General features: G+C 40.6%; 21 protein-coding genes and 1 tRNA gene. 8 read left to right on the top strand and 14 right to left on the bottom strand.

What is annotated here, in order from left to right:
* Nucleotides 1-5: 5 nt before the first annotated feature.
* The 3 genes from BLR53_RS12280 to BLR53_RS12270 all read right to left on the bottom strand — a co-directional run bounded on the left by BLR53_RS12280 (nucleotide 6) and on the right by BLR53_RS12270 (nucleotide 2,780).
* Complete coding sequence (locus BLR53_RS12280) at nucleotides 6-680, bottom strand: response regulator (protein WP_037439406.1); 675 nt, start codon at nucleotides 678-680, stop codon at nucleotides 6-8.
* Nucleotides 681-1,018: 338 nt separating this feature from the next.
* The gene (locus tag BLR53_RS12275; protein WP_074590039.1) at nucleotides 1,019-1,774 is read right to left on the bottom strand and encodes an SDR family oxidoreductase; all 756 of its coding nucleotides are present in this window, start codon (nucleotides 1,772-1,774) and stop codon (nucleotides 1,019-1,021) included.
* Nucleotides 1,775-1,871: 97 nt separating this feature from the next.
* Nucleotides 1,872-2,780 (bottom strand): helix-turn-helix domain-containing protein, encoded by a 909-nt coding sequence (locus tag BLR53_RS12270; protein WP_074590037.1) that lies wholly within the window; start codon nucleotides 2,778-2,780, stop codon nucleotides 1,872-1,874.
* A gap of 95 nt (nucleotides 2,781-2,875) precedes the next feature.
* On the opposite strand from BLR53_RS12270, the gene BLR53_RS12265 reads away from it, so the two are divergent.
* Both BLR53_RS12265 and BLR53_RS12260 read left to right on the top strand, forming a co-directional pair.
* Nucleotides 2,876-3,784 (top strand): helix-turn-helix domain-containing protein, encoded by a 909-nt coding sequence (locus BLR53_RS12265; protein ID WP_037439412.1) that lies wholly within the window; start codon nucleotides 2,876-2,878, stop codon nucleotides 3,782-3,784.
* A gap of 91 nt (nucleotides 3,785-3,875) precedes the next feature.
* A complete protein-coding gene (locus BLR53_RS12260) occupies nucleotides 3,876-4,919 on the top strand; it encodes an NAD(P)-dependent alcohol dehydrogenase (RefSeq protein ID WP_037439414.1) in 1,044 nt (347 codons plus the stop codon).
* A 183-nt stretch (nucleotides 4,920-5,102) separates the two neighbouring features.
* Here the strand turns inward: BLR53_RS12260 and BLR53_RS12255 are convergent, their stop codons facing one another.
* The 9 genes from BLR53_RS12255 to BLR53_RS12215 form a co-directional block, all read right to left on the bottom strand.
* Nucleotides 5,103-5,321 (bottom strand): helix-turn-helix domain-containing protein, encoded by a 219-nt coding sequence (locus BLR53_RS12255; RefSeq protein ID WP_074590035.1) that lies wholly within the window; start codon nucleotides 5,319-5,321, stop codon nucleotides 5,103-5,105.
* A 1-nt stretch (nucleotide 5,322) separates the two neighbouring features.
* Nucleotides 5,323-5,934, bottom strand: coding sequence for a DUF2975 domain-containing protein (locus BLR53_RS12250; protein ID WP_074590032.1), 612 nt, complete (start codon nucleotides 5,932-5,934; stop codon nucleotides 5,323-5,325).
* 252 nt (nucleotides 5,935-6,186) lie between these two features.
* A tRNA-Leu gene (locus BLR53_RS12245) sits at nucleotides 6,187-6,268 on the bottom strand.
* Nucleotides 6,269-6,364: 96 nt separating this feature from the next.
* Nucleotides 6,365-7,162 carry an ABC transporter substrate-binding protein gene (locus BLR53_RS12240; protein WP_074590030.1) on the bottom strand — a complete coding sequence of 266 codons (798 nt, stop codon included), beginning with the start codon at nucleotides 7,160-7,162 and terminating at the stop codon, nucleotides 6,365-6,367.
* A 35-nt stretch (nucleotides 7,163-7,197) separates the two neighbouring features.
* A complete protein-coding gene (locus BLR53_RS12235; RefSeq protein WP_074590028.1) occupies nucleotides 7,198-7,869 on the bottom strand; it encodes an ABC transporter ATP-binding protein in 672 nt (223 codons plus the stop codon).
* Between the two features lie 17 nt (nucleotides 7,870-7,886).
* The gene (locus BLR53_RS12230; RefSeq protein WP_074590026.1) at nucleotides 7,887-10,277 is read right to left on the bottom strand and encodes an ABC transporter permease; all 2,391 of its coding nucleotides are present in this window, start codon (nucleotides 10,275-10,277) and stop codon (nucleotides 7,887-7,889) included.
* Between the two features lie 21 nt (nucleotides 10,278-10,298).
* Nucleotides 10,299-12,665 (bottom strand): ABC transporter permease, encoded by a 2,367-nt coding sequence (locus BLR53_RS12225; RefSeq protein WP_074590024.1) that lies wholly within the window; start codon nucleotides 12,663-12,665, stop codon nucleotides 10,299-10,301.
* A gap of 5 nt (nucleotides 12,666-12,670) precedes the next feature.
* Nucleotides 12,671-13,369, bottom strand: a complete 699-nt coding sequence (locus BLR53_RS12220) for an ABC transporter ATP-binding protein (protein ID WP_037439429.1) — start codon at nucleotides 13,367-13,369, stop codon at nucleotides 12,671-12,673.
* 16 nt (nucleotides 13,370-13,385) lie between these two features.
* Nucleotides 13,386-14,630: an efflux RND transporter periplasmic adaptor subunit gene (locus BLR53_RS12215; protein WP_074590021.1), complete on the bottom strand. Its 1,245-nt coding sequence runs from the start codon at nucleotides 14,628-14,630 to the stop codon at nucleotides 13,386-13,388.
* Nucleotides 14,631-14,815: 185 nt separating this feature from the next.
* On the opposite strand from BLR53_RS12215, the gene BLR53_RS12210 reads away from it, so the two are divergent.
* Genes BLR53_RS12210 through BLR53_RS12200 form a run of 3 tightly spaced genes read left to right on the top strand, consistent with a single transcriptional unit; the run spans nucleotide 14,816 to nucleotide 18,643 of the window.
* A complete protein-coding gene (locus tag BLR53_RS12210) occupies nucleotides 14,816-16,207 on the top strand; it encodes a sigma-54-dependent transcriptional regulator (RefSeq protein ID WP_244889507.1) in 1,392 nt (463 codons plus the stop codon).
* Nucleotides 16,208-16,209: 2 nt separating this feature from the next.
* Entirely contained in the window at nucleotides 16,210-17,586 is a 1,377-nt protein-coding gene (locus tag BLR53_RS12205) for a sensor histidine kinase (protein WP_037439432.1), read from the top strand.
* Between the two features lie 4 nt (nucleotides 17,587-17,590).
* Nucleotides 17,591-18,643: a ferredoxin--NADP reductase gene (locus BLR53_RS12200; RefSeq protein ID WP_037439434.1), complete on the top strand. Its 1,053-nt coding sequence runs from the start codon at nucleotides 17,591-17,593 to the stop codon at nucleotides 18,641-18,643.
* A gap of 67 nt (nucleotides 18,644-18,710) precedes the next feature.
* On the opposite strand, the gene BLR53_RS12195 is transcribed toward BLR53_RS12200, so the two are convergent.
* Together BLR53_RS12195 and BLR53_RS12190 are read right to left on the bottom strand one after the other, a co-directional pair.
* Nucleotides 18,711-19,985: a glucose-1-phosphate adenylyltransferase gene (locus tag BLR53_RS12195; RefSeq protein WP_037439436.1), complete on the bottom strand. Its 1,275-nt coding sequence runs from the start codon at nucleotides 19,983-19,985 to the stop codon at nucleotides 18,711-18,713.
* Nucleotides 19,986-19,996: 11 nt separating this feature from the next.
* Complete coding sequence (locus tag BLR53_RS12190) at nucleotides 19,997-21,403, bottom strand: glycogen synthase (RefSeq protein WP_074590016.1); 1,407 nt, start codon at nucleotides 21,401-21,403, stop codon at nucleotides 19,997-19,999.
* Nucleotides 21,404-21,612: 209 nt separating this feature from the next.
* Between BLR53_RS12190 and BLR53_RS12185 the strand changes: the two genes are divergently transcribed.
* From BLR53_RS12185 to BLR53_RS12175, 3 genes are all read left to right on the top strand, one after another.
* Entirely contained in the window at nucleotides 21,613-22,407 is a 795-nt protein-coding gene (locus BLR53_RS12185) for a hypothetical protein (protein ID WP_037439440.1), read from the top strand.
* Between the two features lie 119 nt (nucleotides 22,408-22,526).
* Entirely contained in the window at nucleotides 22,527-23,111 is a 585-nt protein-coding gene (locus BLR53_RS12180; RefSeq protein WP_051759746.1) for an RNA polymerase sigma factor, read from the top strand.
* A 75-nt stretch (nucleotides 23,112-23,186) separates the two neighbouring features.
* Nucleotides 23,187-24,386, top strand: a complete 1,200-nt coding sequence (locus BLR53_RS12175; RefSeq protein ID WP_074590014.1) for a FecR domain-containing protein — start codon at nucleotides 23,187-23,189, stop codon at nucleotides 24,384-24,386.
* The last annotated feature ends 89 nt before the right edge of the window (nucleotides 24,387-24,475 follow it).

The following is a 24,475-nucleotide window of genomic DNA, read 5'->3' as shown; positions in this document are numbered from 1 at the left end:
GGGATTTAAGATTCTTTAATTACATAACCCATCCCAATTACAGTATGGATTAACGGTGCAGAAAAGCCTTTGTCGATTTTAGCGCGCAGATAATTGATATAAACATCGATCAGATTAGTTCCCCTGTTAAAAGAAATTCCCCATACTGCTTCTGCTATATATATTCTCGACAATACTCTGTTCTTATTAGCTAGCAATACTTCCAGTAAAATAAACTCTTTAGCCGATAACAGAATCAACTTACCATTTCTGGTCACTGTTTTCTTATAACAGTCCATCTCCAGATCTGCTATCTTATAAAGCGTACCAGGCAACACCATGTCTTTTCGTCTGCTTAAGGCTTTAATTCTGGCAAGCAGTTCAGCAAAATGAAAAGGTTTAGTGAGATAATCATCTGCCCCGTTTTCAAGTCCCTGCACCTTATCATTTACCGTATCAAGCGCTGAAAGCATTAAGACAGGCACTTCTTTTTTAACCTGCCTGATCATCTTGCATATTTCCATCCCATTGATATAAGGCAATACCACATCCAGAATAATCAGGTCATATTCGTGTTCAAGAGCCATTTTAGAGCCCATGTTTCCATCGTAAGCTACCGAAACATTATGTAACTGCTCTTCAAGTCCTTTTTTAATAAATCCTGAAACTTTAGGTTCGTCCTCAATCAATAAAATATTCATGCTTTATTTTTTCACAAAGATAAAAGGCTGAAAAGTTAAATCATTGCACATTAGAACATTCTAATCTCATTATTGCGTTAATGAAACATTAAAATGAGTCGGATCATCCTGTTATCTGGTTTTGAAACCAACCGTTCCGCAACCTTATTTTCCTTTGTTGTTCTTCGGGGTTGCGATACCCTTGCGATACCCTTGGTATACCCTTCCTTTACCCAAAGGGTATACCAAGGGTATCGCAAGGGTATCGCAACGGTATACCAAGGGTATATCAACCCGCCTCAAATACAAAGTAAATGCGGGCGCAAGGAAAAGCTAATTACAACTAGCTTTCTAACAGATTAGAAACTTTTTTGTGCCGTCGGGCGTACCACCAGTTCATTGACATCTACATCGGAAGGCTGTTCTACAGCATACGCAACTGCCTTTGCAATAGCATTAGCAGATAATAGATTGACTCTGAATTTTTCTATCGCTAGTTTTTTCAATTCAGGATCGGAGATCGTTTCTGCCAGCTCAGATTCTGTCGCCCCCGGAGCGACTAGCGTCACCCGGATATTAGCACTCACTTCCTGGCGTAAACCTTCAGATATGGCCCGTACCGCAAACTTAGTCGCACTATATACCGTAGATGTGGGGCCTACCCAACGATCGCCGACAGAAGTAATATTTACAAATTGCCCATTATCTTTAGCCTCGAAAACAGGTAAGGCAGCCGCAATACCATGGAGTACCCCTTTGATATTAACATCTATCATCTGATGCCATTCTGAAACTTTGTAACTGTTTATCATAGAAAGTGGCATCAGACCAGCGTTATTAACGAAAACATCCAGGGTCCCAAAATTTTCTACAGCATAGCTAACAAAATCTTTTACCTGGCCAGGTTGCGTAACATCTACAGAAAAGTAAACGGCTTCACCCCCATTTTCAATTATAGAAGAAACAATTTTCACTAGGTTGGATGTTCTTCTCGCTCCCAGTACCACTCTGGCTCCTTTACTCGCTAAATGTACCGCGATTGCTTCACCAATACCACTGCTTGCCCCTGTAATCGCGACAACTTTACCCTTAATTCCAGAATTCATATTTTCCATTTTCAATTAATTTGATCGACGTCATTTATTTGACAGACCAAAATTAATTCAATGAAGAGCGTGGCAATTGCGATAATCAAACCAACAAATACAAAAATCAAACATCCCGGTTTTGACGGAAACGCTTAGGCGTGAGCTGAACATTTTTCTTGAAAAAATTGACAAAATGAGGAGCCTCATCGAAGCCCAGACACCAGGCAATTTCGGATACATTCCAATCCGTATGCCTCAACAAAGTACGCGCTTCCTGAATTACCCGCTCTGCAATTAAAGCCGATGTTGTCTTTCCCGTTACTTCCTTCAGGGATCTGTTCAAATGATTTACATGCACAGAAAGCTGTCCGGCAAATTCGACAGGAGAACGCATTTTCAAACGTTGACCGGGAGATTCTACTGGAAACTGTCTTTCCAGCAGTTCGGTAAACATAGAAGAAACCCGTAAATTACCATTTGATTCATTATACTGGCTACCTTTTGCAGGCTGCATCTTAAGCGCAAGATGAATCAGCTCCAGAACCAGTGTACGTAAGACGTCATATTTATACGTAAAATCAGATTCAATCTCCTGAAGCATTTTTAGAAAAATCTGACTAATTTTATCTACTTCTGAAGGAGAAAGATGAAATAAAGGATTATCACCTGGTTTAAAAACCGGATATTCTTTGATATGGCCGAACTGATTAAAAAATGCTTCTGTAAAAATGCAGAAATAACCTGTCTGCTGCTCTGCATCAGATTCCCACGAGTAGGGAATCTGAGGATTAGCGAATAATAAGGCACTGGTATCAAACTCAATTGTCTTATCGGCATAAAACAAACGGGTATGGCCATTAATCAGACTGATCTTATAATAATTCTTCCGGCTGTATGGCAAAATCTTAGCTTTCGGCCCTGAAAATTCATCCAGGCGAAACACATTAAAATGTCCCATTTCCTTTTGTAAATTATCTGGCATCCAGTTTAATTTGGATTTATAAAACTCTTCCAGCGTCTGTGTTTTTTCCATCTCTTTAAAATTAAGCAGAAATCTCCTGCTTTTGTATGACAATTGTAAGATAAACCGCCGCGTAAATATTATATTTAATATTTGATATTTGCAAAATGAAAAAAGCAGAGCAGCTGGAAGATTTCTATAAAAAAACCTCACACTGGATGCCTGACAATCTGAAAAAAGAGTTGGGTCACTTTAATGTTTTCCGACTGGAAGAGCACCTTGTCCCCAACACAGATTGCCTACCTTACAGCAGACGTGATTTCTATAAAGTAAGCCTGATTACAGGACCTACAAAGTTTTATTACGCTGATAAGTCAGTCGAATTCGAAAAAAGCGCGTTAATATTTGCTAATCCCCAGATTCCCTACTCCTGGGAATCTAAAGCGGAAAAAGCTACAGGCTTCTTTTGCATCTTTTCAGAGTCCTTTTTAGACAATCTGGCCCATATTAAGGAGTATCCTGTTTTTAAACCTGGTGATCCTCCTGTATTTATACTTTCAGATCAGCAGCTGGAAGACATCAGCAAAATATACCAGAAAATGCTGGTGGAGATAAATTCTGAGTTCACCTACAAATATGATCTTTTACGAAATCTACTGATGGAATTGATTTACAGTGCCCTGAAAATGACGCCTGCTACCAGCTCGCGTTATAACGGTTCTACAGCATCGGTAAGAGTAGCATCTGTCTTTACGGAATTACTGGAAAGACAGTTCCCGATTGAATCTCCTAATCAGAAAATGAAATTCAGATCGCCGGTAGAATTTGCAAAACAGCTTTCTATCCATGTGAATCATTTAAATCGCTCGCTAAAAGAGATAACCGGAAAAACTACTTCCCAGCTGATCGAAGAAAGACTAATTCAGGAGGCCAGAGCTTTATTAATGCATTCGGACTGGACAATAACACAGATCGCCTGGTGCCTGGGATTCGAAGAACTCCCCCATTTTATTAATTACTTTAAAAAGAATGCAAACTTGACACCAAGAGCTTTCCGAAAGCTTCAAAATGTTTGAATTTTACAGTAAACAGTTTGAATCTTGCAGCTTTTTTGAAGGAGAACCAAAGTACTTTTGTGGAGAAATTTAAAACTTAATTTTAGATATTATGATTGCAACAAAAGGATATGCAGCGCAAAGCGCGGAAACAGATTTAGCCCCATGGAATTTTGAACGTCGCGAGGTAGGTCCTCATGATGTGCAATTTGACATCTTATTCTGTGGTGTCTGCCACTCAGATCTTCACCAGATTAAAAATGACTGGTTTCCTGGGATTTTCCCAATGGTTCCTGGCCACGAGATTGTCGGACGCGTAATTAAAGTAGGCGATCACGTTACTAAATTTAAAGTAGGTGATCTGGCAGGTACTGGTTGTATGGTAGATTCATGCCAGGTATGTGAAAACTGTAAAAAAGATCTGGAGCAGTATTGTCTGGAAGGAAATACGCAAACTTATAACTCGTATGAGAGAGATGGAAAATCACCTACTTACGGTGGTTATTCAAACACTATTGTCGTAAGAGAGGAATTTGTCTTACATGTCTCAGATAAACTGAACCTGGCAGCAGTTGCGCCATTATTATGCGCAGGTATTACCACTTATTCTCCACTAAGACACTGGAAAGTAGGAAAAGGTCATAAACTAGCCGTTTTAGGTTTAGGCGGCCTTGGACACATGGCTGTTAAATTCGGTGTAGCTTTCGGCGCAGAAGTGACTGTACTAAGTACCTCAGCTAGTAAAGAGGCTGATGCGAGAAAATTAGGTGCACAGCATTTTGTAGTTACTACAGACGAGGCGCAGGTTAAAGCAGCACAAAATTCATTTGATTTTATTCTGGATACAGTATCTGCGGAACACGACTTCAATATGTACCTGTCCCTGCTTAAAACTGACGGTACATTGATTTGTGTGGGCGTACCATCAAAACCAGCTGAGATCGCCGCATTCAGCCTTCTGGGTGGCAGAAAAAGCATAGCTGGCTCTGGCATCGGAGGAATTGCCGAAACTCAGGAAATGCTTGATTTCTGTGCAGAACACGATATTGTGTCAGAAATTGAAATGATTGACATCAAAGATATCCAGTCTGCGTACGATCGTATGCTCAAAGGAGATGTCCGTTACCGTTTTGTGATTGATATGGCGACTTTGTAATATCGATTGTCAAAGCCCCGCTTGTTGAAACGTTATAATGAGATAACCCGGAATGCAAATGCATTCCGGGTTATTTGCGGTTAGCTATCGGAATCTTCAAACTGGCAAGGTTTATCACGAGATAGTGACCCCAATAAGTGCACATACGGTCTCGAAGTGACGACACCCATGCCATCTGAATGTTTAAGTCGTATCTATTTCTAGCGTATATTCAAATATATCTCCCGGTTGACAATCAAGTGCCTTGCAAACAGCTTCAAGAGTGCTTAAACGAATGGCCTTTATTTTTCCCTGTTTTAATATAGACAAGTTCGATAATGTAATATTGGTTCGTTCGGATAACATATTTAACGACATCTTCCTTTTAGCCATTACTACATCTAAATTTATAATAATTCCCATTTTATACTGTTAGTTTCTGTTCCTCTTCTAATTCCGTTCCTAGTCTAAATATCTCCACGATTGAAAATAGGACTAGTCCTGTCAATAGATAACCAAAGCTAAAGACATTCAACAATTCAAAATGTTTAAACCTTAGATTTTCAGTTAATAATTGATTCATCGCCAAACATATCAACCATTTGGTAAATGGAAAAACAATAATAAGAAAGGAAATAATACGTATGCTATGTATGTTTATTTTGTTAAATAAATTACCATTTTTAAAATTCAAGAATATCTTTCTTATCTGGAATGTAATCGCAATAATAAATCCAATTAGAATTGCATATACCATTATAACACTAACTACATTTAACCATGTGGTATTGATATGAAAGACTAAGTGTCCTGTATTACTGTCTAGTCTAGCATCAGGGAAGACATTATTAGAAGATTTAAATTGTCTTAGATTAATAGTACTGAAGTTAATCGGAATCATTAGCAGAAATTGCTTTCTAATTATAGCCCCAATAATTACAGCTCCAATAAATAATACCGAAGCAACGAGTTCTGCATACCATATCACATTTACCAATATGGACAGGCTTTTAAGTAATGATCTTGATTGATTCATCTGATGAAATTTGAACAATAATAATAAATATTTATTGATAATCAATAAATATTTATTATTATTTCCATTTTTATTGATGCTGTCTCTTCAACTCAAAGCGTCGTTTGTATGTTTAAATTCAAAAAATTTGACTGTCCCACATTTGGCATTGATCCCCAATTCCGTTGATCCGTTAATACATTCCAGAAATTTAAATTGGAAAACCGCGTAAAACAAAAAAAGCAGTCTGTGAAGACTGCTTTTAAACTAATGTGCGGATGAAGGGACTCGAACCCCCACGCCGTGAAGCGCCAGATCCTAAGTCTGGTGCGGCTACCAATTACGCCACATCCGCATTAGGGACTGCAAATATAGACATTGATTTTATATATCAAAAAGAATATTTGAATTGTCTGCAACAAAGGAGTTAAACAGCTGATAATAAGATTATTTATTTTAAAGATTTTTGATAGTCGAACAAATAACCCACCGTTTTAACCAGTCTGCTGCCGTACCAGGAGATCATTTCTCCGTCAATCAACCTGACATCTGCTCCAGGAATAGCCGATTTTAATTCAGAAATATGTTTATCGCGGAATGGATAGGGCTCGGAAGACAGTAAAATCAATTCCGGAGATAGGAGCTGAAGTTCTTCTAGTGTAGTTTCCGGATATCGGGTTCCCTTTGCGATATTCACTAACCCTGCCTTCATCAGAATATCTCCTATAAAGGTGTCTGCCGCTGCCATCATATAAGGATCTTTCCACATCAGGTATATAGTTCTGGGCTCTAATCTGTACTGCAGTGCCAATGTCTGCAGATCAGTAAACCCTGCGTTGATCAGATGGTTCAGATAAGCTCCTTCAGGCTCTCTGTCTACCAATTCTGCGATCTCAGTGATAGTCTTCATTGCATCTTCCAATGTGGAAACGTCGGAAATCCATACAGGAAATTCTTTACGCAAAAGCTCGATGTCTTCTTTTGTATTCTCTTCCTTATTTCCGATTATCAGATCCGGCTGCATTGCCCTGATCTGTTCAATATTAAGAGTCTTGGTCCCCCCGATTTTCACTTTGGTTTTGCACTTCTCCAATGGATGGATACAGAACTTAGTTATGCCTATAATCTCTTTATCCAGCCCCAGATCGAATAATAACTCGGTCTGCGACGGGACAAGAGAGATGATTTTTTTTGGTGGAGATGGAAGGTTAATCGTATAACCAAGCTGATCCGTAAACTTTAGTCCCATACGGTAAATATACGAATATGTCCTTAGGAGGCAGGTTAGCTATTATTGGTAACCACGCCATCCACGAGGTTTAAAATCCTATTTCCATAGGAAGCATTAGCTTCAGAATGGGTTACCTGTACAATAGTTATACCTTCGTCTTTATTCAGCTGTCGAAACAAATCCATAATCTGCAATGCTTGTGCAGACTGCAAATTACCTGTAGGTTCATCTGCAAGGATGAGTAAAGGTTGCGGTGCCAGCGCACGGGCGATACCCACCAACTGCTGCTGACCACCGGAAAGCTGATGCGGAAATAAATCTTTTTTGGCTACCATCTGAAAACGGTCAAGCAAGTCCGCTACCCGGCTTTTCCTCTCTGAGCTACTGATATTTTTGTAATGAAGCGGAACTTCTATATTCTCTTCAACTGTCATCTCATCAATCAGATGATACGCCTGAAAAACAAATCCAATATGATTTCTGTAGATCTCAATCCGCTTTCTTTCGGATAATGAAGATAGTTCCTGATCCATGAATTTATAACTGCCGTAAGTAGGTTCGTCAAGCATTCCGATAATATTCAATAAAGTAGATTTACCAGCTCCTGAAGGCCCCATAATAGAAACAAATTCACCTTTTTGAATATCGGCATCAATATGTCTGAGTACGTAGCTCTTCGCCCCTTTCAAGGTATAATATTTTTCTATCTGTTTTAATGTGATCATGTCTTTGTTTTTAAGTATTATTCGTTTTTAAGGGCATTAACCGGATTGGCCATGGCTGCCTGATAAGTTCTTAAACTGACTGTCAGCACCGTAATCAGTAACGAAATAATCATGGCAACCATAAACGGCCAGATATTTAAATCTATCCGGTAAGCGTAACCAGAAAGCCACCGGGACACCAGCATATAAGTTATTGGCCAGGCAACCAGATTTGCAAGCAAAATGAGTTTGATAAATGAGCTATTGAGCATGCTAACCAGCTCTACTGTAGTGGCACCCAACACTTTCCGGATAGCCAGTTCTTTTGTTTTCTGGGTTGCAACAAAAGAGATCAATCCAAATAAACCCATAAATGCGATAAAAATTATAACTCCTGCAAATATCTTCAGTAAAGTTCCCATAATTACTTCACTTTCATAATATGCGCGGATATGGTCATCCAGAAAAGACGATGAATATACATAGTTCGGGTAATAGCTGTTCCAGATCGCTTCTATTTGAGGCATAAGCGTCGAAATCTGCCTGGTGTCCATTTTCACCGCAAGTTCAGACATGCTGTTCTTTGCGTTATACAGCACAATCGGCGAAATGCCCTCTTTCAGACTTTTATTAATGAAATCTTTGACCACTCCAACAATTGGCACCTTTTTCCCCATTAATGTGATATGTTGCCCGATAGCGTCTTCCGGTTTAACAATATTTAGCTTGCGCATGAGTGTCTCATTGATGACGAGTTCTTTCAAGGTGTCACTCTTTGACAACGACCGGCCCGCCAGAACGGATAAGCCAAATGTTTTGAAGTAGTCTTCATCGCCAGCCTTGGTATTGACCATAAAGTCCATATCCCTGGAACTGTTATAAGAAAAATTGGATGTTTTGTTATCTGAAGACGAGGGCCCGAAACTACATAGGCTCACAGCCGATACTCCGGGAAGAGCTGCAACCCTTGCTTTAATGATCTCAAACTTGCTGACACTGAGACTGTCATTCGGGAGATAAGCCATAGCTATTGCCGAAGAATTGAACCCCAGGGGTTTCTCCCGCATATATTTCATTTGCTGCAGAATAATCAGCGTGCCAGCTATCAACACTACCGTAATCGCAAACTGCACAACCACTAATACCTTACGCAGACTGCCACCGCCGGAATTTCCGACATTCACCTTGTTCTTCAACGCCAGCACCGGGTTAAACCCTGAAAGTACCACAGCTGGATAAACTCCTGCCAGAAGCCCCACAAACAGCACGAGCAGTAACATAAAACCAATCAGAGCTGGCTGGTTTACCGGGCTAAAGCTTAACTGATCTTCAAACAGTCCTGATAAAGCAGGCAAGGCAGCTTCGGTAATGACGCAGGCCAGCAACAGGGCAAAAAAACTGAGCGTAATGGTTTCCGTAAAAAACTGAGTCAGTAGTTCTCTCCTGTTCCCACCGATTACTTTTCTTATACCCACTTCTTTTGAGCGTCCGATCGCCTGCGCGGTAGCCAGGTTTATAAAATTAATACAGGCAGTGAGCAGCAGCAGTAAACCAATAGCCGCTAACCCGTAAATATCGCGCATACTGGTATTCTTCCCTGCAAAATTCCCATATCTTTCATCTACATGAATATCAGAAAGCGACTGAAAAAAATGGCTCTCTTTGACATCACTATCTGCTGAATAATATTTTTTTATAAATGCCTGCATCGTTCCTGACAGATCTGCGGGCTTCACACCGTCTTTCAGCAAAACGTAACACTCCGAACCAGAAGATACTGATCCCCATTCCTTAAGCTGACGATGTTTATACCCTGAATAAGCGAGTACTATCTGAACCGGGTTACTAGATGTTTCCGGCTGATCCTCAAATACACCACTAATCTTTAGCTGATTAACTTGTTTGAAGACAATGGTTTTACCGATAGCCTGCTGCCAGTTTCCGAAATATCTAATTGCTGTTTTCCGGGAAATAGCTACCGTATTAGGCTCAGTCACAGATTGCTCAGGTGTGCCGGCAAGCCATTTATAATTAAATATTTTAAAAAAGGAAAGGTCCGTATAGAATACCGTTTCATCCGTCTTCATCTTAACACGCCCGGCTTCATCCATTACCTGTATCACACCGCCGCCACGCTGTAAAGGAGCAACTTCCTCCAATTGTGAAAAATCATTCCGCATGGCATAAGCTAGAGGCTTAGGCACACCATTCTGAAATTCTTCACCATCGGAATATTTCCAATAACTAACAACCCGGTAAATCCGGTCTTTGTTAGTATACTGCTGGTCAAAACTCAGTTGATAACTGATAAAAATATAGATCAGAATACATCCAGCCATCCCTACCGACAAGCCTGCAATATTGATAAAAGTATATCCTTTGTTTTTCCAAAGATTCCGCAGGGCTATTTTAAGATTCAATCTGAACATATCTTAGGTTTTAAGGTTTTTCTATTCGTATTTAAGTGCGTCGACGGTATTAGCGCGGACAGCTTTAATAGACTGCATACTAATTGTTAGCAGCGCAATGCATACAGATAGCACCAAAGCAATAAAAAAGGGAATTAAAGTTAATTCAATCCGGTAACTGTAACCTTCAAGCCAATGCTGGATAATCAGATAGGCTAGCGGAAAGGCAATGAGATTGGCGATTCCAACCAAGCGCATAAAATCTTTGTTGAGCAGTGTTAATATCTGCAGGGGATTTGCACCCAGCACCTTGCGGATACCGACTTCCTTTTTTCTATGTTCTGCCATATATAATGCCAGTCCGAATAAACCGAGGCAAGAAATGAAAATGGAAAAACCGCCAAACCAGTTAGCAATGGTGCCAAGTACTTTCTCATTCTGAAATTTCGCTTCAAAATTATCATCGGCAAATTTCACAACCGGTGGAAAACCAGGTTCGATGCTTTCCATCACCGCATTAATCTTTTGCAGGGCAGCATTTACTGGTATTTTCGAATCCAGACGAACAAGAATATAATTGACTTCCTCCAGATTATAATATATAATCATGGGGTCTACTTTCTTATAGGGTGACTGTATAACAATGTCTTTAACCAAACCTATAATTTCAAGGTTAGTCCCACCCCAGTTGATAATAGATCCTACCGGTTTTTTAAGGCCCATCGCCTTTGCTGCTGCACTGTTAATGATGATGTTGGTAGAATCCGCGTGCTTTGGAGAAAATTCTCTTCCATCTATCATTTCAGCTCCAAGGGTAGCCACCAGGTCATAGCCTGTACTTCTGAAGTCAAAAAGAGTTCTATCATTCGCACTTTTACCCGGCCATCTGACATCGAATGTGTTATTTCCACCATCAGTAATACTCATGGAGAAAAAACTCACTTGTTTTGCCGCACCGGACTGCAACAGCTTATCTTTAGTAAGCATTAATCGTCCGGCATTTTTAAGCATATTTCCCTGAACCTGTATTTCTACCAGCTGGTCTTTCTGATAACCAACCGGTTTATTCTTTATAAAGTTCAACTGCTGATAAATCACAATACTGCAGATCATCAGGCACACCGCAAACACAAACTGCGAGACAACTAGAATCTGCCGGACAGAGATAGCAGATTTACTACTTTTGCCAATTCCTTTCAATACAATCACCGGTTCAAAAGAAGACAGATAAAATGCCGGGTAACTGCCCGAAACAATACCGGTGAATAGAGTTAAGCCAATAAGCAAAACCCAATACCGCAAGTCATTGTAATTAACCTCCAGTCCGGTACCCAGCAACCGGTTAAAATAAGGCAGTGATAATTCTATGCACACAATTGCCAACAGCATTCCGCAAACAGACATCAATAATGATTCGAGCAAAAACTGACTGATCAGGGCTTTTTTTGATGCCCCGATTGTCTTCCTGATCCCGACTTCTTTTCCTCGTTTCTCAGACCTGGCTGTTGAGAGGTTCATAAAGTTGACACAAGCGATCAATAAAATGCAAAATGCAAGCAAAAGAAATATCTTAACCTGAGTAATCTTTCCACCGACTTGTTTCCCGTTTTCAAAATTATTGTACAGGTGCCATTTTGCGATTGGATACAGGGTAAATTCTGAAACTTTATCGGACTCATGTTTACTGTAAAGCTGCCTTACCTGTGCATCTGCTTTTGTAAATAAATCTGTACTTTCCAACTGCACGAGTGTCATGCAAAAATTGTTATTCCAGCTTTGGTTCTTAAAGAAAGGATCTTGTTTTTCCAGCAAGCTCCATGGTAAAAGATAATCGAATGTGATTGACGTATTTTTCTGAAGATCCTCTATTACTCCGGTGACCATTAAAGCATCTTTCTTATCCAGTGTAACTGTTTTTCCAATTGGATCTTCTTCAGCAAAAATACTTTTCGCTAAAGACCGGGTTAATATAACTGCATTAACCTGAGCCAATGCTGAAGAAGCACTACCAGAAATAAAATGATAACCTTGAATTTTCAGGAAGTCGGGATCCACGTAAACCCCGGTCTTTCTAAAACTACTCTGCCCTTCTGTAATTAGCCCATCCTTTGGATAACCGAATCTTGCAGCCCGGTACACTCCAGGTATATTCTGCTTTACTTCTGCTGCAAATGCGCCTGGTGTAGTCGGGTGGCTGAATATTCCTGCACTGGTCTGCTGATGATTATAAACCAGATAGGTCTTCTCAAAATCCGGCGCTTGTTTATCATAACCCCACTCATAGGACACATATAAAAGCAGGATAATACAACTTGCCAGCCCAAGTCCAAGTCCTCCAATGTTGATAAATGTATATCCTTTGTTTTTCCAAAGATTCCGCAGGGATATTTTGAGATTTAATCTGAACATGTCATTTAAATAAGCTGTTCGTTCTGTGCTTTATTGATTTTTTCGGAGATCACATGTCCATCTTTCAGATTAATGATCCTGTTAGAGAAACTGGCGTCATGTGAAGAGTGCGTAACCATTACGATCGTTGTCCCCTGATCATTTAATTCGCATAAAAGTTCCATCACTTCATTTCCATGCGTACTATCAAGATTACCTGTTGGCTCATCGGCAAGAACTAATTTTGGTTTAGTAATCAGAGCCCGGCCCACAGCTACCCTTTGCTGCTGCCCACCACTCAATTGCTGCGGAAAATGTCCGCCCCGATTTACAATGTTCATGCGCTGCAGCATTTCATCCACCAGTTTTTTTCTCGTACCGGCAGGGACTTTATTGTAAATTAGTGGTAACTCTATATTCTCTGCGACAGTCAGCTCGTCAATCAGATTAAAGTTCTGGAAGACAAACCCCATATGCTGCTTGCGAAATACGGATCTCGCTTTTTCATTCAAAGTCAGTAATTCAGTCTCCATGAATAAATAACTACCACTCTCTGGTTTATCCAGCAGACCCATGACATTCAGCAAGGTAGATTTACCGCAGCCTGACGGCCCCATGATAGACACAAACTCGCCCGTGCTGACATGCAGGTTAATTCCGTTTAATGCCGTCGTTTCTACTTCTTCAGTCTGATATACTTTCTGCAGATTAGTTAATTTGATCATATCTGTATGCTATTTTTTATTTCTTGATTTCTACTACTTCGTAATCTTTAAACTGTTCATAGGTTGAAGTAATTACTTCTTCTCCTTTTTGCAATCCTTCCAGAACTTCATAGTACTGGTAATTTTTGCGTCCTGTTTTGATATTTCTTTTTTGCGCCTTTCCATCAATAATCACAAATACCCAGCTGCCGCCTGTACTTTGGAAAAACTGTCCTTGCGGTACCAACAAGGATTTGCTGTTCGCAGATAAAGTTAGTTTTACTTGTAAAGATAACCCTCTGCGCAATTCTTCCGGCGACTTTCCTTCAAATACCAGTTCGACCTGAAATTGTCCGGCAGTGACTTCAGGAATAACCTTACTCACCTTTAAACGGTAGTTTTTTCCATTAAATTCACAATTTGCGCTTTGGCCTTCTTTGACCCTGTTAATATAATACTCGTCTACGCCGGCTTGTAATTTATAGCCTTGAAGTACATCTATTTTACCGAGCATTTCATTGACGCTATAAGACTTACCAATAACGGGATCATAAGAGGACAGCATACCAGAAACCGGTGCTTTAATGGTCATATTTTCTATATTCTGACGAATGGTTTCTAAACTCTCATTCATTCGCTTAACCGATATATCTATTTGCTGGAGCTGCATCACACGACTTTGATTCTCCTGTTTGACAGCCACTTCCATGATCTTTCTGCGGCCTAAATTATAATCATAATCTTGTTTGGAATCATTAAACTCTTCTTTGGTAATAACCTTTTTGGCCAGTAATGTACTGTCTATTCTATATTTCCGGGAAGCAGTACGAAGGTTGTTTTCAATAACCATCATTTCCTGTGTCATCACGCGTTGATTCTGTTCTAAATCCAGCCGTACTTTTCTAAGCTGATTAATCTGCTCGGTTATACTAGTCTCGCTTGAAGTATATCCGGACAATGCGTTCGGATTAGCAATCCGCAGCAATGGTGTGCCTTTAATAACTGAGGCACCATTTTCCGTGAAAATCTCTGCTACCGTCCCTCCTTCTGGTGAACTGACAATTACAGAGGTTAAAGGAACTACACTTGCATTGAGTAAAACAATATCTTCGAAATCGCCGAACTGGACCTTACTGATAATCAGCTTGTCTGCATCTGCAGCATAGACTTTGGTAAGCGACATCCGGTATACGTAAATTAGTAATACACCAAACAGTACGGCACCGGCAAGCATTCCTATCGTTTTCTTGGTCCATCTTTTTTTAGCAACAATTCTATCCATGAGTTCTTATTCTATACAAGGCAAGCTTTGATTGGTGTGCGCTTACGCTTGCTGCAAAGCACAGGATATGCCAAAGCGAAATCAACAAAATAAACAACTGTATTTGAGTATCTTAGCAAAAGATAGCATTTTTTAATGTTCGTTATCGGACAGTCTTTGTACAGCAGCGGACAATTCTGCTAATTTTGATCAAAAAACGAATCCATATGATCCCGGCACATATTCTGGTCATTGATGATGATGACGACATTCTATTAAGCGCAAGGCTTTTATTAAAGCAGCATTTCAGCCAGGTTACGACCTGCAAAACTCCAAAAGAAATCAATGTGCTGCTGAGCCATCATGACATTGATATGGTTCTGCTCGATATGAACTATCAAAAAGGTGCCAGCGACGGCAGGGAGGGTTTATACTGGCTGGAGCACATTTTATCTATTGATAAAGACTATGTAGTTATTCTGATGACTGCTTATGGGCATGTGGAGCTTGCTGTCCAGGCTATCAAAAAAGGTGCAACCGACTTTATTCTGAAACCCTGGGAAAATGAAAAGCTTTATGCAACGCTTTCTGCGGCCTTCAAGCTAAGACAATCTTCCAGAAAGGTTAAAAAGCTGGAAAAAATAAACGGTTCGCTGCAAAAGGATCAGGCAAGAAAGTTCGAACATATCCTGGGTAATTCTCCCGCAATCCGCCAGTTGCAAAACACACTCATTAAAGTGGCACCTACTGATGCCAATGTATTGATCCTTGGAGAAAATGGTACGGGAAAACAGGTTTTCGCCTATGAACTGCACCAGCAATCTTTACGCAAAAACCAGATATTTATGCATGTAGATCTGGGCTCTCTCCATGGGAATCTCTTCGAAAGCGAGTTATTTGGTTATGCCAAGGGCGCCTTTACTGACGCGCGGGAAGACCGGCCGGGACGCTTTGAACTTGCCGAGAACGGCACTTTATTCCTCGATGAAATCGGTAATCTGAGTTTACCGCTGCAGGCTAAATTACTCTCGGTTCTTCAAAACAGAACAGTAACCAGATTAGGTGAAAGTAAACCCCGGAATGTAAATATACGCCTGATTACAGCGACAAATATGCCACTGGATGATATGGTAGCTAAAGGTACTTTCCGGCAGGATTTACTTTTCAGAATTAACACTGTCGAATTGATGTTACCGCCGCTAAATCAGCGTTCAGACGATATTATCTTACTGGCCACACATTTTCTGGCTTCTTTTTCTACAAAATATCACAAGCAGATTACCCAGATCAGCGATACGGCTGCAAAAGCGTTACTGGCCTACCACTGGCCGGGTAACGTCCGTGAGCTACAGCATGTACTGGAAAGAGCAGTAATCATGACTGACGGCGATCAGATTACTGAAGAAGATCTGCAATTAAACCCGCAGCGCTTTGGAAGTTCGGTACCGGCAGGAAAAGGTATGGATCTGGAAGACATGGAAAAAGCAATGGTCAGCAAAGCTATTGAGCACCACAAAGGAAATATCTCACGGGCTGCTGCTGAGCTGGGGCTAACCCGGGCTGCATTATACCGGAGGATTGAGAAATTCGGACTATAATTATGTTTTATCAAAGATTTACTTTTCGAGTCATCGCCGGCCTGCTGCTCATAAACCTTTGTGTGATCCTTCTGATCTATCTGGTTATTACAACCCGGTTCTGGTTTACGATAACCGGTCTTGCGATATTTACGACGCTGATGGTTTATACGCTGTATGGATACATGAACCAGCTCAATCAGGATATTAAAAGGTTCCGCACTGCCGTGAATACCAGGGATCATACTTTGGCATTTAGTAAAAAAGCGGCAAGAAGCAGTTTCCCGGAATTATATGTTACGTTTGAGGAAATCCTTCGATCCCAGAAGAACATCCAGCTGGAGCAGGACGCTTTCTTCCAGTTGACCCAGACAATCCTGCAGCAGATTCCTGCAGGTATTATTGTATTAAAGGAAAATCAACAAGATGAAAAACCTGTTGAAATCAGTTTACTCAATACCGCAGCTGCCGATCTATTGCAGACTCCGTCTTATACCTATTGGCACCGGCTGGCGGAAAGAAATCCTGAGTTTGCAGCAGAAGTAGAGGCAGTCCGGCAAGGTGGAAAAAGGTTTGTTGCTTTAACTGTAGCTGATAAAAAGGTACAGCTCTCTCTGGAAGTTGTTCCGCTGCAGCTTTATCAGCATAATTACAGCATTATTTATTTTCAGAATATCAAAGATGAAATTGAGAGTAAGGAATCTGAGGCATGGAACCGCCTGGTAGGTGTAATCTCACACGAAATTTTGAACTCAATAACACCAATCTCATCTCTTTCTGACACTGTCAACTCTCTAATCGCTGACAAACAAAGTCTGAACGCAGAAGATCTTGAAGATATCAGGCCTGCTATTCAAACGATTAGGAGACGTTCGGAAGGCCTGCTTGATTTTGTTAAAGACTACCGTTTAATCGCAGAACTTCCTGCTCCTGATCTAAAACCACTTGCTGTGGGTGAAACACTGCAGCATATTAAAGTATTAATGCATCCATTCGCGGCCGGAAAACAAATTCGTTTACAGATTGAACAAACTTCTGCCAAGATTACATTCTCAGCAGACCTGAAATTGGTAGAACAGGCTTTAATTAACCTGGTCACCAATAGTATTCATGCACTGGAAGGGATTAAGGACCCTCATATTCTGATCGATTATAAGCTGGAAGGCAGGAAAGTATATATCACGGTGACTGATAACGGAAAAGGGATCACTGCAGAACATATGGATAAAATTTTCGTTCCATTTTTCAGTACCCGTAACCAGGGTTCCGGGATTGGCTTAACGATCACGAGAAATATCATGAAAATGCACTCTGGAACACTGGAGGTCAGTTCAATTCCGTTTCAACAAACTAGCTTTACACTGGTTTTTAATGCGATTGAATGGAAATCCGTAAATTAGCGGAATGAATACTGTGCCCTTAACTATCACCAGAATTGAAAAACGTCCGGGAGACAATATCTTTATCCAATTTGACTATCCTCAGGCCCGTCGTCTGTTATATTTGCCGGGGCAGTTTCTCACCGTTATTTTCAGGATTAATGAAAAGGAGATCAGAAGGTCTTACAGTATCTGCAGTTCACCGGCGCTGGACGAGCCTTTAAGCATCGCTGTCAAGCTGGTTGAGAATGGAGAAATATCCAAATTCCTGCATCACCGGACCGCTGTTGGTGACGTCTTAAACGTGCTTCCCCCTAATGGTATTTTTACTTATGAGACAGACGCTGAAGCAGACCGGACAGTTTTTCTATTTGCAGCTGGTGTAGGGATCACACCTGTTTTTTCTATTATTAAAACGGCACTTACTGTAGAAAACCGGTCCAGAATTGTGCTGATCTACAGTAGCCGGGATGCTGACTCTACTTTGTTTTATGATGAACTTAATGAGTGGCAACGATTGTATCCGGAAAGATTCAGGTTAATTTACCGCTTCAGCAGTACCAAAGATCTCCGGTATGCAAGATTAAATACTTTCGCATTTGAAGAGCTTATCCGCGACAATCTTAAATATGAGCTGACCGATGCTTTATGTTATACCTGTGGTCCTATTGATTATATGGTGTTATGCCGGATTTCTTTACTGGCACTTGGCTTCCGCCTGGAGCAGATTAGAAAGGAGACTTATTTCATTCCGGATGACGAAGTGGATGAGGACGACAGCTCGGAAAAGGTTGTCAAAGACAAAAATACTTACACCGTTATACTTGATTTTAATAACCAGACTTACCAGCTCAAAGTTCCATTTGATAAAAGGATCCTGCAAGTCGCGCTGGAACAAGATATACAAGTTCCATACAGTTGCCGTGCCGGTATATGCAGCTCCTGTGTTGCAACCTGTACCGCAGGCGGGGTAAGAATGGAATACAACGAGATCTTAACTGATGATGAAATTGCAAAAGGCCGTGTATTAATCTGTACCGGACATCCTACTGCAGAAGGTACGCATATTGTAATTTAACGCAGAGAGATAATAAAAGAGGCCCTTGTTTAAGGGCCTCTTTTATGTTTTAAAGCGTGTTATTATATTATCCGATGATAGTGCCGTCGGGCACTACCGAATCTTTCTTAATGACCACAATTCCGTCTTTAACTGCATAAAGTTCAAAGTCTCCGTCAGCAAGATGATCTCCACCATTGATTTCAACGTCACTGCCGATTCTGCAATTTTTATCTATAATTGCATTCTTGATTTTACAGCGGTCGCCAATTCCAAGCCATGCCCTTCCCGCTTCTTTATCTGCAGCTATTTCCAGCAGCGTCTGATAACGGTCGCAGCCCATGATGTAGGTGTTTTCGATAATCGTTCCATTACCAATCCTTGAACGGATGCCAATAACCGAGTGCTTGATACAGTCGGCATTTAAGATACAACCTTCCGCAATAACTGCCTTTTCCAGGTTACTGCCAAGTATTTTAGAAGGAGGCAGCATACGTGGCCTGGTAAATATGCTCTGTGCACTGTCAAACAAATTGAATTTCGGGATATCATCCGTCAGCCCGAGATTAGCCTCAAAAAATGAAGAAATATTACCGATGTCGGTCCAGTAACCTTCATATTGAAAACTAAGTACTTTCTGCTCTTTTAATACTCTTGGGATAATTTCTTTTCCAAAATCTTTATCGTCAGGATTCTCCGCGAATATACGGACCAGCAAATCCCGGTTAAAAATATAAATACCCATTGAGGCCAGATAATTCCTGCCTTCGGCCTGCATTTCCGGACCCGTATCTGAAGCCCAGTCTTTTAAAAGATCTGCTGAAGGTTTCTCGATAAACGAAGTAATAATGTTTTCTTCATTTGCTTTTAGAATCCCAAAGCTTGTTGCATCCTTTGCTGTACTTGGAATTGTGGCCAGAGTAACTTCTGCCCCACTGTTCTCATGCGCCTGCAGCATATCATTGAAATCCATCTGATAAAGCTGATCGCCCGACAAAATAAGTACATACTCAAACTGGTGCTGCAAAAGATGGTGCATAGTTTGTCTTACGGCATCTGCAGTTCCTTGAAACCAGGTTGGGTTATCAGGCGTCTGTTCTGCAGCCAGGATATCTACAAAAGCACTGCTGAAATGACTGAAATGATAGGTATTCTTAATATGTTTATTCAGTGAAGCAGAATTAAACTGCGTTAGCACAAACATCCGGTGTATACCAGAGTTCAGGCAATTGGAAATCGGAATATCCACCAGGCGGTATTTTCCTCCTATCGGGACTGCCGGTTTAGATCGGGTTTGTGTTAGCGGCGATAATCTGGAGCCCTGGCCACCGCCAAGGATTACTCCTAAAACTTTTTCAGTCATATGGTATTAAATTACATTTGGTACAGATCTATATAGCGTTGGGCTGCCCGATCCCAGGAATGGTCCAACTGCATACTATAATGAATTATAGCTTTCTTTTGTTTTTTATTCTGATAAAGTTCATAGGCCCGGCCTATGGCATGTCCGACATCGGCAATACTGGTTTGATCATGACAGATTCCAAAACCTCCGTCGCCAATATCAGTTACGGTATCTTTCAGGCCTCCAATTCTTCTTACTACAGGGATAGTTCCGTAGCGTAATGCATATAACTGGTTCAATCCGCAGGGCTCTACCCGCGATGGCATCAGCAAGAAATCTGCTCCAGCATAAATCTGATGCGATAACTGCTCGTTATACCCTACATAAACATTATAAGAACCTGGAAACCAATTCTTAAGTTCTGAGAGTCTTGATTCAACCACAGGATCTCCCGAGCCCAGCACCAATATGTTAACGTTTCCCTGACTGTGCGCCAGCGTATTGTGAAAAATATCGGGTAAAAGGTCTGCACCTTTTTCGGCGACAAGCCTTCCAATAAACGTAAACAGGGGTTTATCCGGATTCAGGTTGAAAACAGCGCATAATGCTTCTTTGTTTGCCTTCTTGCCTTTTTCTGCAGTTTTTAACTGGAAATTTTTATTTAGCATCGGATCAGTATTAGGATCCCACACCACCGTATCAATTCCATTAAGGATACCCGAAGACTTCCAACGCTCTGCAGCAAGCAGGCTCTGCAACCCATTAGCTTCCTGGCTCAATTCTTCCAGATAACTTTCTGAAACTGTGGTCACCTTCCAGGCACATTTAATCGCTGCTGCCAGCGGATTAATATCTTTATCCCATTCCAATAAACCTGATTTTCTGAGATCAAATGCCGGAATCTTAAATAATTTGTCCCAACCGAACTGGCCTTGATACTGAGCATTGTGAATCGTCAGAATGGAAGGAATGTCTTTTAGCCTGGTATATGCATGACAGTTACCCATCATAAACGGAACAAGTCCGGTATGATGGTCATGACAATGGATTACGTCGGGCCGATGCTCCCATTGGGAGATCCAGTCCAGCACAGCAATCTGAAATGCGAGAAAACGTTCTGTATCATCGCCATAACCATAAACCTTTTCGCGGTCGGTTAAACCAGCAATATGGACCAGAAATAGATCGAAGCCCATTTTATTGGTCTTTTCGCGAAAGATCCGGACGGGGAAATTATCATTTCCTAATCTTCCCCAGGAATCATAGACAACTTCAAACTCATTTTGCTGTAAAAAAGGAACTGCATAGGCAGGCATCACTACTTTTGCAAAATGCCCGAGCTTATTCTGGTACTTGGGTAAAGCGCCGACTACATCTCCCAGACCCCCGACTTTTGCTACTGGATAGCATTCTGCACTTAAATGAATAATTTCCATTTGTTTGTTAAATATTTAATAGAAAGGGTCAATAAAATTTGTATTAAAATACCATTTAAATAATTATCCTTTCAAATTGTTTTTGTAATTATTTCGGTAGAAAGAAGTTTTATTCGTTTGTGACGTACGCCCGACGCAAAGATCGGTTAACTAACTGTCAACTAACAGAATTACATTCACAGGTATTAATTCACCTTTTAACTGAAAATATGACCAGCCTGACAAAAAATTTAATTTCTATCGCACTAACTCTACTTCTGCCGCTTATTTCCTGCTCAAAAAAAACAGAATTAGCAGAAATAAACAGAGAAATACCCGGCAAGGGGAATCCAGATCCTGAAGATCAGATCAGAAGTTTAATACCGCTGCTTATTTCCGAAAAAAATTACACGATGAAACTTTACTATACAACCGCCCGTCATCTCCGCGCTGTAAGTTACGCTGGGGATAGCACCGCAATTAGTTATAATTCGAAACTACTCGCAAAGGAAATTTCTCATTTCAGGGATGGCGTACTTAAAGAACAGGCAATATTTGTACTCAATACAACTGGATCCCCTCAAACTATGGAACATTATACTGTTCAGAAAAATGCAAGAATATTTAAGGCAAATACCCAGTTAGACTATGATTCGCAACAGCGTTTAACAGAGGTGACACAAGTCGACGCTGCAAAAAAACTCTTGTCCAGGATGACTTTTAAATACGCAGAGGACGGCAGTTTTCAGATTAGCAGTTATCCCGGGAACACTGTTTTGTATTTTAATGATCTGGAAGGAAATCCACTATTTAAAGAAGTAAAAAACGCATGGATATTCGGGTTGGAAGGTTTGCATCCGTTTTTCTTCAGTAATTCGGCCAATTGGGGAGGTAAAGAAAATAAAGATCCCTATGATATCACTTATTCTTACAACCGGTCTTTATTTCCACAAACTATTCAATGGAAGTCAGGCACACAGACCACAACCTTGAAAGTTACCTTCTCAGAAATCTACCCCGAATAAGGGGAAGGTTAGCTGCAGCCACGATTACTAACGTTTACAGGATGCATACAACGAGCAAATAATAAGAATTACTTAATTTATTGTAAATTACATCTTGCAATTAGTAAGAATAAAATTGAATGGAAACACTTCAGGAGAAGGAACTTGTGCAGTTGATTAGGGAAAGTAATGTACCCGCGTATGAGAAAATATATTCGCTATATAGTATTAGAATTTTAAAAAAATTGATTCGCCTTTTAAAGGATGAAGAAATGGCAAAGGAAGTTTTACAGGATATTTTTCTTAAAATATGGGAGAAAAGAGAGCAGATAGATCCTGAAAAAAGCTTCAAAGCTTACTTATTCAGAATAACTGAAAATCAGATTACTGACGTTTTCAGAAGATCTGCATCTGACCTTAAATTAAGAACCCACCTGATTAATGCATCTACTGAATTATATAACCATATAGAAGACTTCATCAATTTCAAAGAGATTAGCGGTAACCTGAAACTAGCTATTGACGCATTACCCCCCCAGCGAAAAAAAATATTCACCCTCTGTAAAATGGAAGGGAAAAGTTATGAAGAAGTTGCTGAATTACTGGGAATCTCCACTGGTACAGTAAATGACCACATGGTAAAAGCAGGGCGTGCGGTAAAAAAACATCTGATGACAAGTGACATCTTTATGATTCTACTCATAAGCAGCTATATCAGTCAATAATTCCCGAATAATAAAAAAAAGAAAATTGTAGCATATGTATTATGCTTTTCGTCCGTATAAGGATAAAAGTGTCAATTGGAAAATCAAAGAATTAAAGACATATTCAGCAGATATCTACAGAACAAGTGTTCTGTAGAAGAAGCAAAGGAACTTCTGGATAATTTCCATAGCGATAATGAAGAGCATCTGCGGCAGCTTATCATTTTGGAACTTAACCGCAGGGAGCCATCCGGCGATGACAGAAAATTGGAATCGGCTTCTGAAGAAGTCCTCGCCAAAATCAAAAAACAAATTTACAGAAATCATCAAAATGTACCAGTATCCTGGTGGCAGGCTAACAGATGGTTAAGAACCGGTATTGCAGCTTCTTTATTGATAGCGTTAGGAACTTGGCTTTACTTGTCTTTATCTCCTGTACAGTCAGATAAACCTACCTTACGCGACCAAATTACTGCCGACCTCAAACCCGGCCAGAACAAAGCTACTTTAACACTTCCCGACGGCCGGCGTCTTTCCCTCGATGATCAGAAAAATGATCAGCTGAAGCTATTGACGGGTGATGCAGAAATAAGCAAAACTACCAGCGGGCAGCTTATTTACCAGCACTCTCCACGTTCCGGACCCGGATTTACTGTATTTCACACCCTAGAAACGCCAAAGGGAGGACAATATCAGATTAAGCTTGCAGACGGTACGCTTGTGTGGTTAAACTCTGACAGTAAACTGGCCTATCCGGCAACTTTTAAATCTGCTGGAACACGTACTGTTAAATTAACAGGAGAAGCCTATTTCGAAGTCGCACATAATCCGGCGCAACCTTTCATTGTTCAAACTACAGGACAGACGGTGGAAGTACTTGGAACACATTTTAATATGATGGCGTATGAAAATGATGACCATCAGGAAACCACCTTGCTTAAGGGCGCCGTAAAAGTGGGTTTTTCAACCAAATCAAAAATCCTTCATCCCGGACAACAGGCACAGACCAAGCTCAATTCATCTGAAATTTACATTCTATTGCACGTAGATACTGGAAAAATCACCTCCTGGAGAGAAGGTATTTTCACATTTGACAACTCTGATATCGACGACGTCATGAAGCAATTATCCAGATGGTATGATGCGGTTGTGATTTATCAGGGTGAAAAACCATCTGTAACTTTTACGGGGGTAATCCCCAGAAATAACAACCTGTCAAAAGTTTTAGAAGTACTGGAATTGGCAGGTGGCGTTAAATTTAAAATCGAAGGAAACCGAATAATAGTTAGAAGATAAATGACAGAGAACAGACTGATAACATGATTGCACGCAATTGGATCAAACGGTCCTTTGAATCTGTATTTCCACCTGGAAGTAAAACTTAA

Source organism: Pedobacter antarcticus (assembly GCF_900103515.1).
Classification (GTDB): domain Bacteria; phylum Bacteroidota; class Bacteroidia; order Sphingobacteriales; family Sphingobacteriaceae; genus Pedobacter; species Pedobacter antarcticus.
This window is presented reverse-complemented; position numbering and strand designations above follow the sequence as displayed.

What these genes read in the sequence shown, in the direction of transcription:
- BLR53_RS12215 (WP_074590021.1), bottom strand. Translation starts at nt 14,630, where the DNA reads ATGGATAGAATTGTTGCTAAAAAAAGATGGACCAAGAAAACGATAGGA.
- BLR53_RS12265 (WP_037439412.1), top strand. Translation starts at nt 2,876, where the DNA reads ATGAAAAAAGCAGAGCAGCTGGAAGATTTCTATAAAAAAACCTCACAC.
- BLR53_RS12230 (WP_074590026.1), bottom strand. Translation starts at nt 10,277, where the DNA reads ATGTTCAGATTGAATCTTAAAATAGCCCTGCGGAATCTTTGGAAAAAC.
- BLR53_RS12190 (WP_074590016.1), bottom strand. Translation starts at nt 21,403, where the DNA reads ATGGAAATTATTCATTTAAGTGCAGAATGCTATCCAGTAGCAAAAGTC.
- BLR53_RS12250 (WP_074590032.1), bottom strand. Translation starts at nt 5,934, where the DNA reads ATGAATCAATCAAGATCATTACTTAAAAGCCTGTCCATATTGGTAAAT.
- BLR53_RS12180 (WP_051759746.1), top strand. Translation starts at nt 22,527, where the DNA reads ATGGAAACACTTCAGGAGAAGGAACTTGTGCAGTTGATTAGGGAAAGT.
- BLR53_RS12240 (WP_074590030.1), bottom strand. Translation starts at nt 7,162, where the DNA reads ATGGGACTAAAGTTTACGGATCAGCTTGGTTATACGATTAACCTTCCA.
- BLR53_RS12270 (WP_074590037.1), bottom strand. Translation starts at nt 2,780, where the DNA reads ATGGAAAAAACACAGACGCTGGAAGAGTTTTATAAATCCAAATTAAAC.
- BLR53_RS12275 (WP_074590039.1), bottom strand. Translation starts at nt 1,774, where the DNA reads ATGGAAAATATGAATTCTGGAATTAAGGGTAAAGTTGTCGCGATTACA.
- BLR53_RS12200 (WP_037439434.1), top strand. Translation starts at nt 17,591, where the DNA reads ATGAATACTGTGCCCTTAACTATCACCAGAATTGAAAAACGTCCGGGA.
- BLR53_RS12225 (WP_074590024.1), bottom strand. Translation starts at nt 12,665, where the DNA reads ATGTTCAGATTAAATCTCAAAATATCCCTGCGGAATCTTTGGAAAAAC.
- BLR53_RS12255 (WP_074590035.1), bottom strand. Translation starts at nt 5,321, where the DNA reads ATGGGAATTATTATAAATTTAGATGTAGTAATGGCTAAAAGGAAGATG.
- BLR53_RS12280 (WP_037439406.1), bottom strand. Translation starts at nt 680, where the DNA reads ATGAATATTTTATTGATTGAGGACGAACCTAAAGTTTCAGGATTTATT.
- BLR53_RS12235 (WP_074590028.1), bottom strand. Translation starts at nt 7,869, where the DNA reads ATGATCACATTAAAACAGATAGAAAAATATTATACCTTGAAAGGGGCG.
- BLR53_RS12205 (WP_037439432.1), top strand. Translation starts at nt 16,210, where the DNA reads ATGTTTTATCAAAGATTTACTTTTCGAGTCATCGCCGGCCTGCTGCTC.
- BLR53_RS12185 (WP_037439440.1), top strand. Translation starts at nt 21,613, where the DNA reads ATGACCAGCCTGACAAAAAATTTAATTTCTATCGCACTAACTCTACTT.
- BLR53_RS12220 (WP_037439429.1), bottom strand. Translation starts at nt 13,369, where the DNA reads ATGATCAAATTAACTAATCTGCAGAAAGTATATCAGACTGAAGAAGTA.
- BLR53_RS12260 (WP_037439414.1), top strand. Translation starts at nt 3,876, where the DNA reads ATGATTGCAACAAAAGGATATGCAGCGCAAAGCGCGGAAACAGATTTA.
- BLR53_RS12195 (WP_037439436.1), bottom strand. Translation starts at nt 19,985, where the DNA reads ATGACTGAAAAAGTTTTAGGAGTAATCCTTGGCGGTGGCCAGGGCTCC.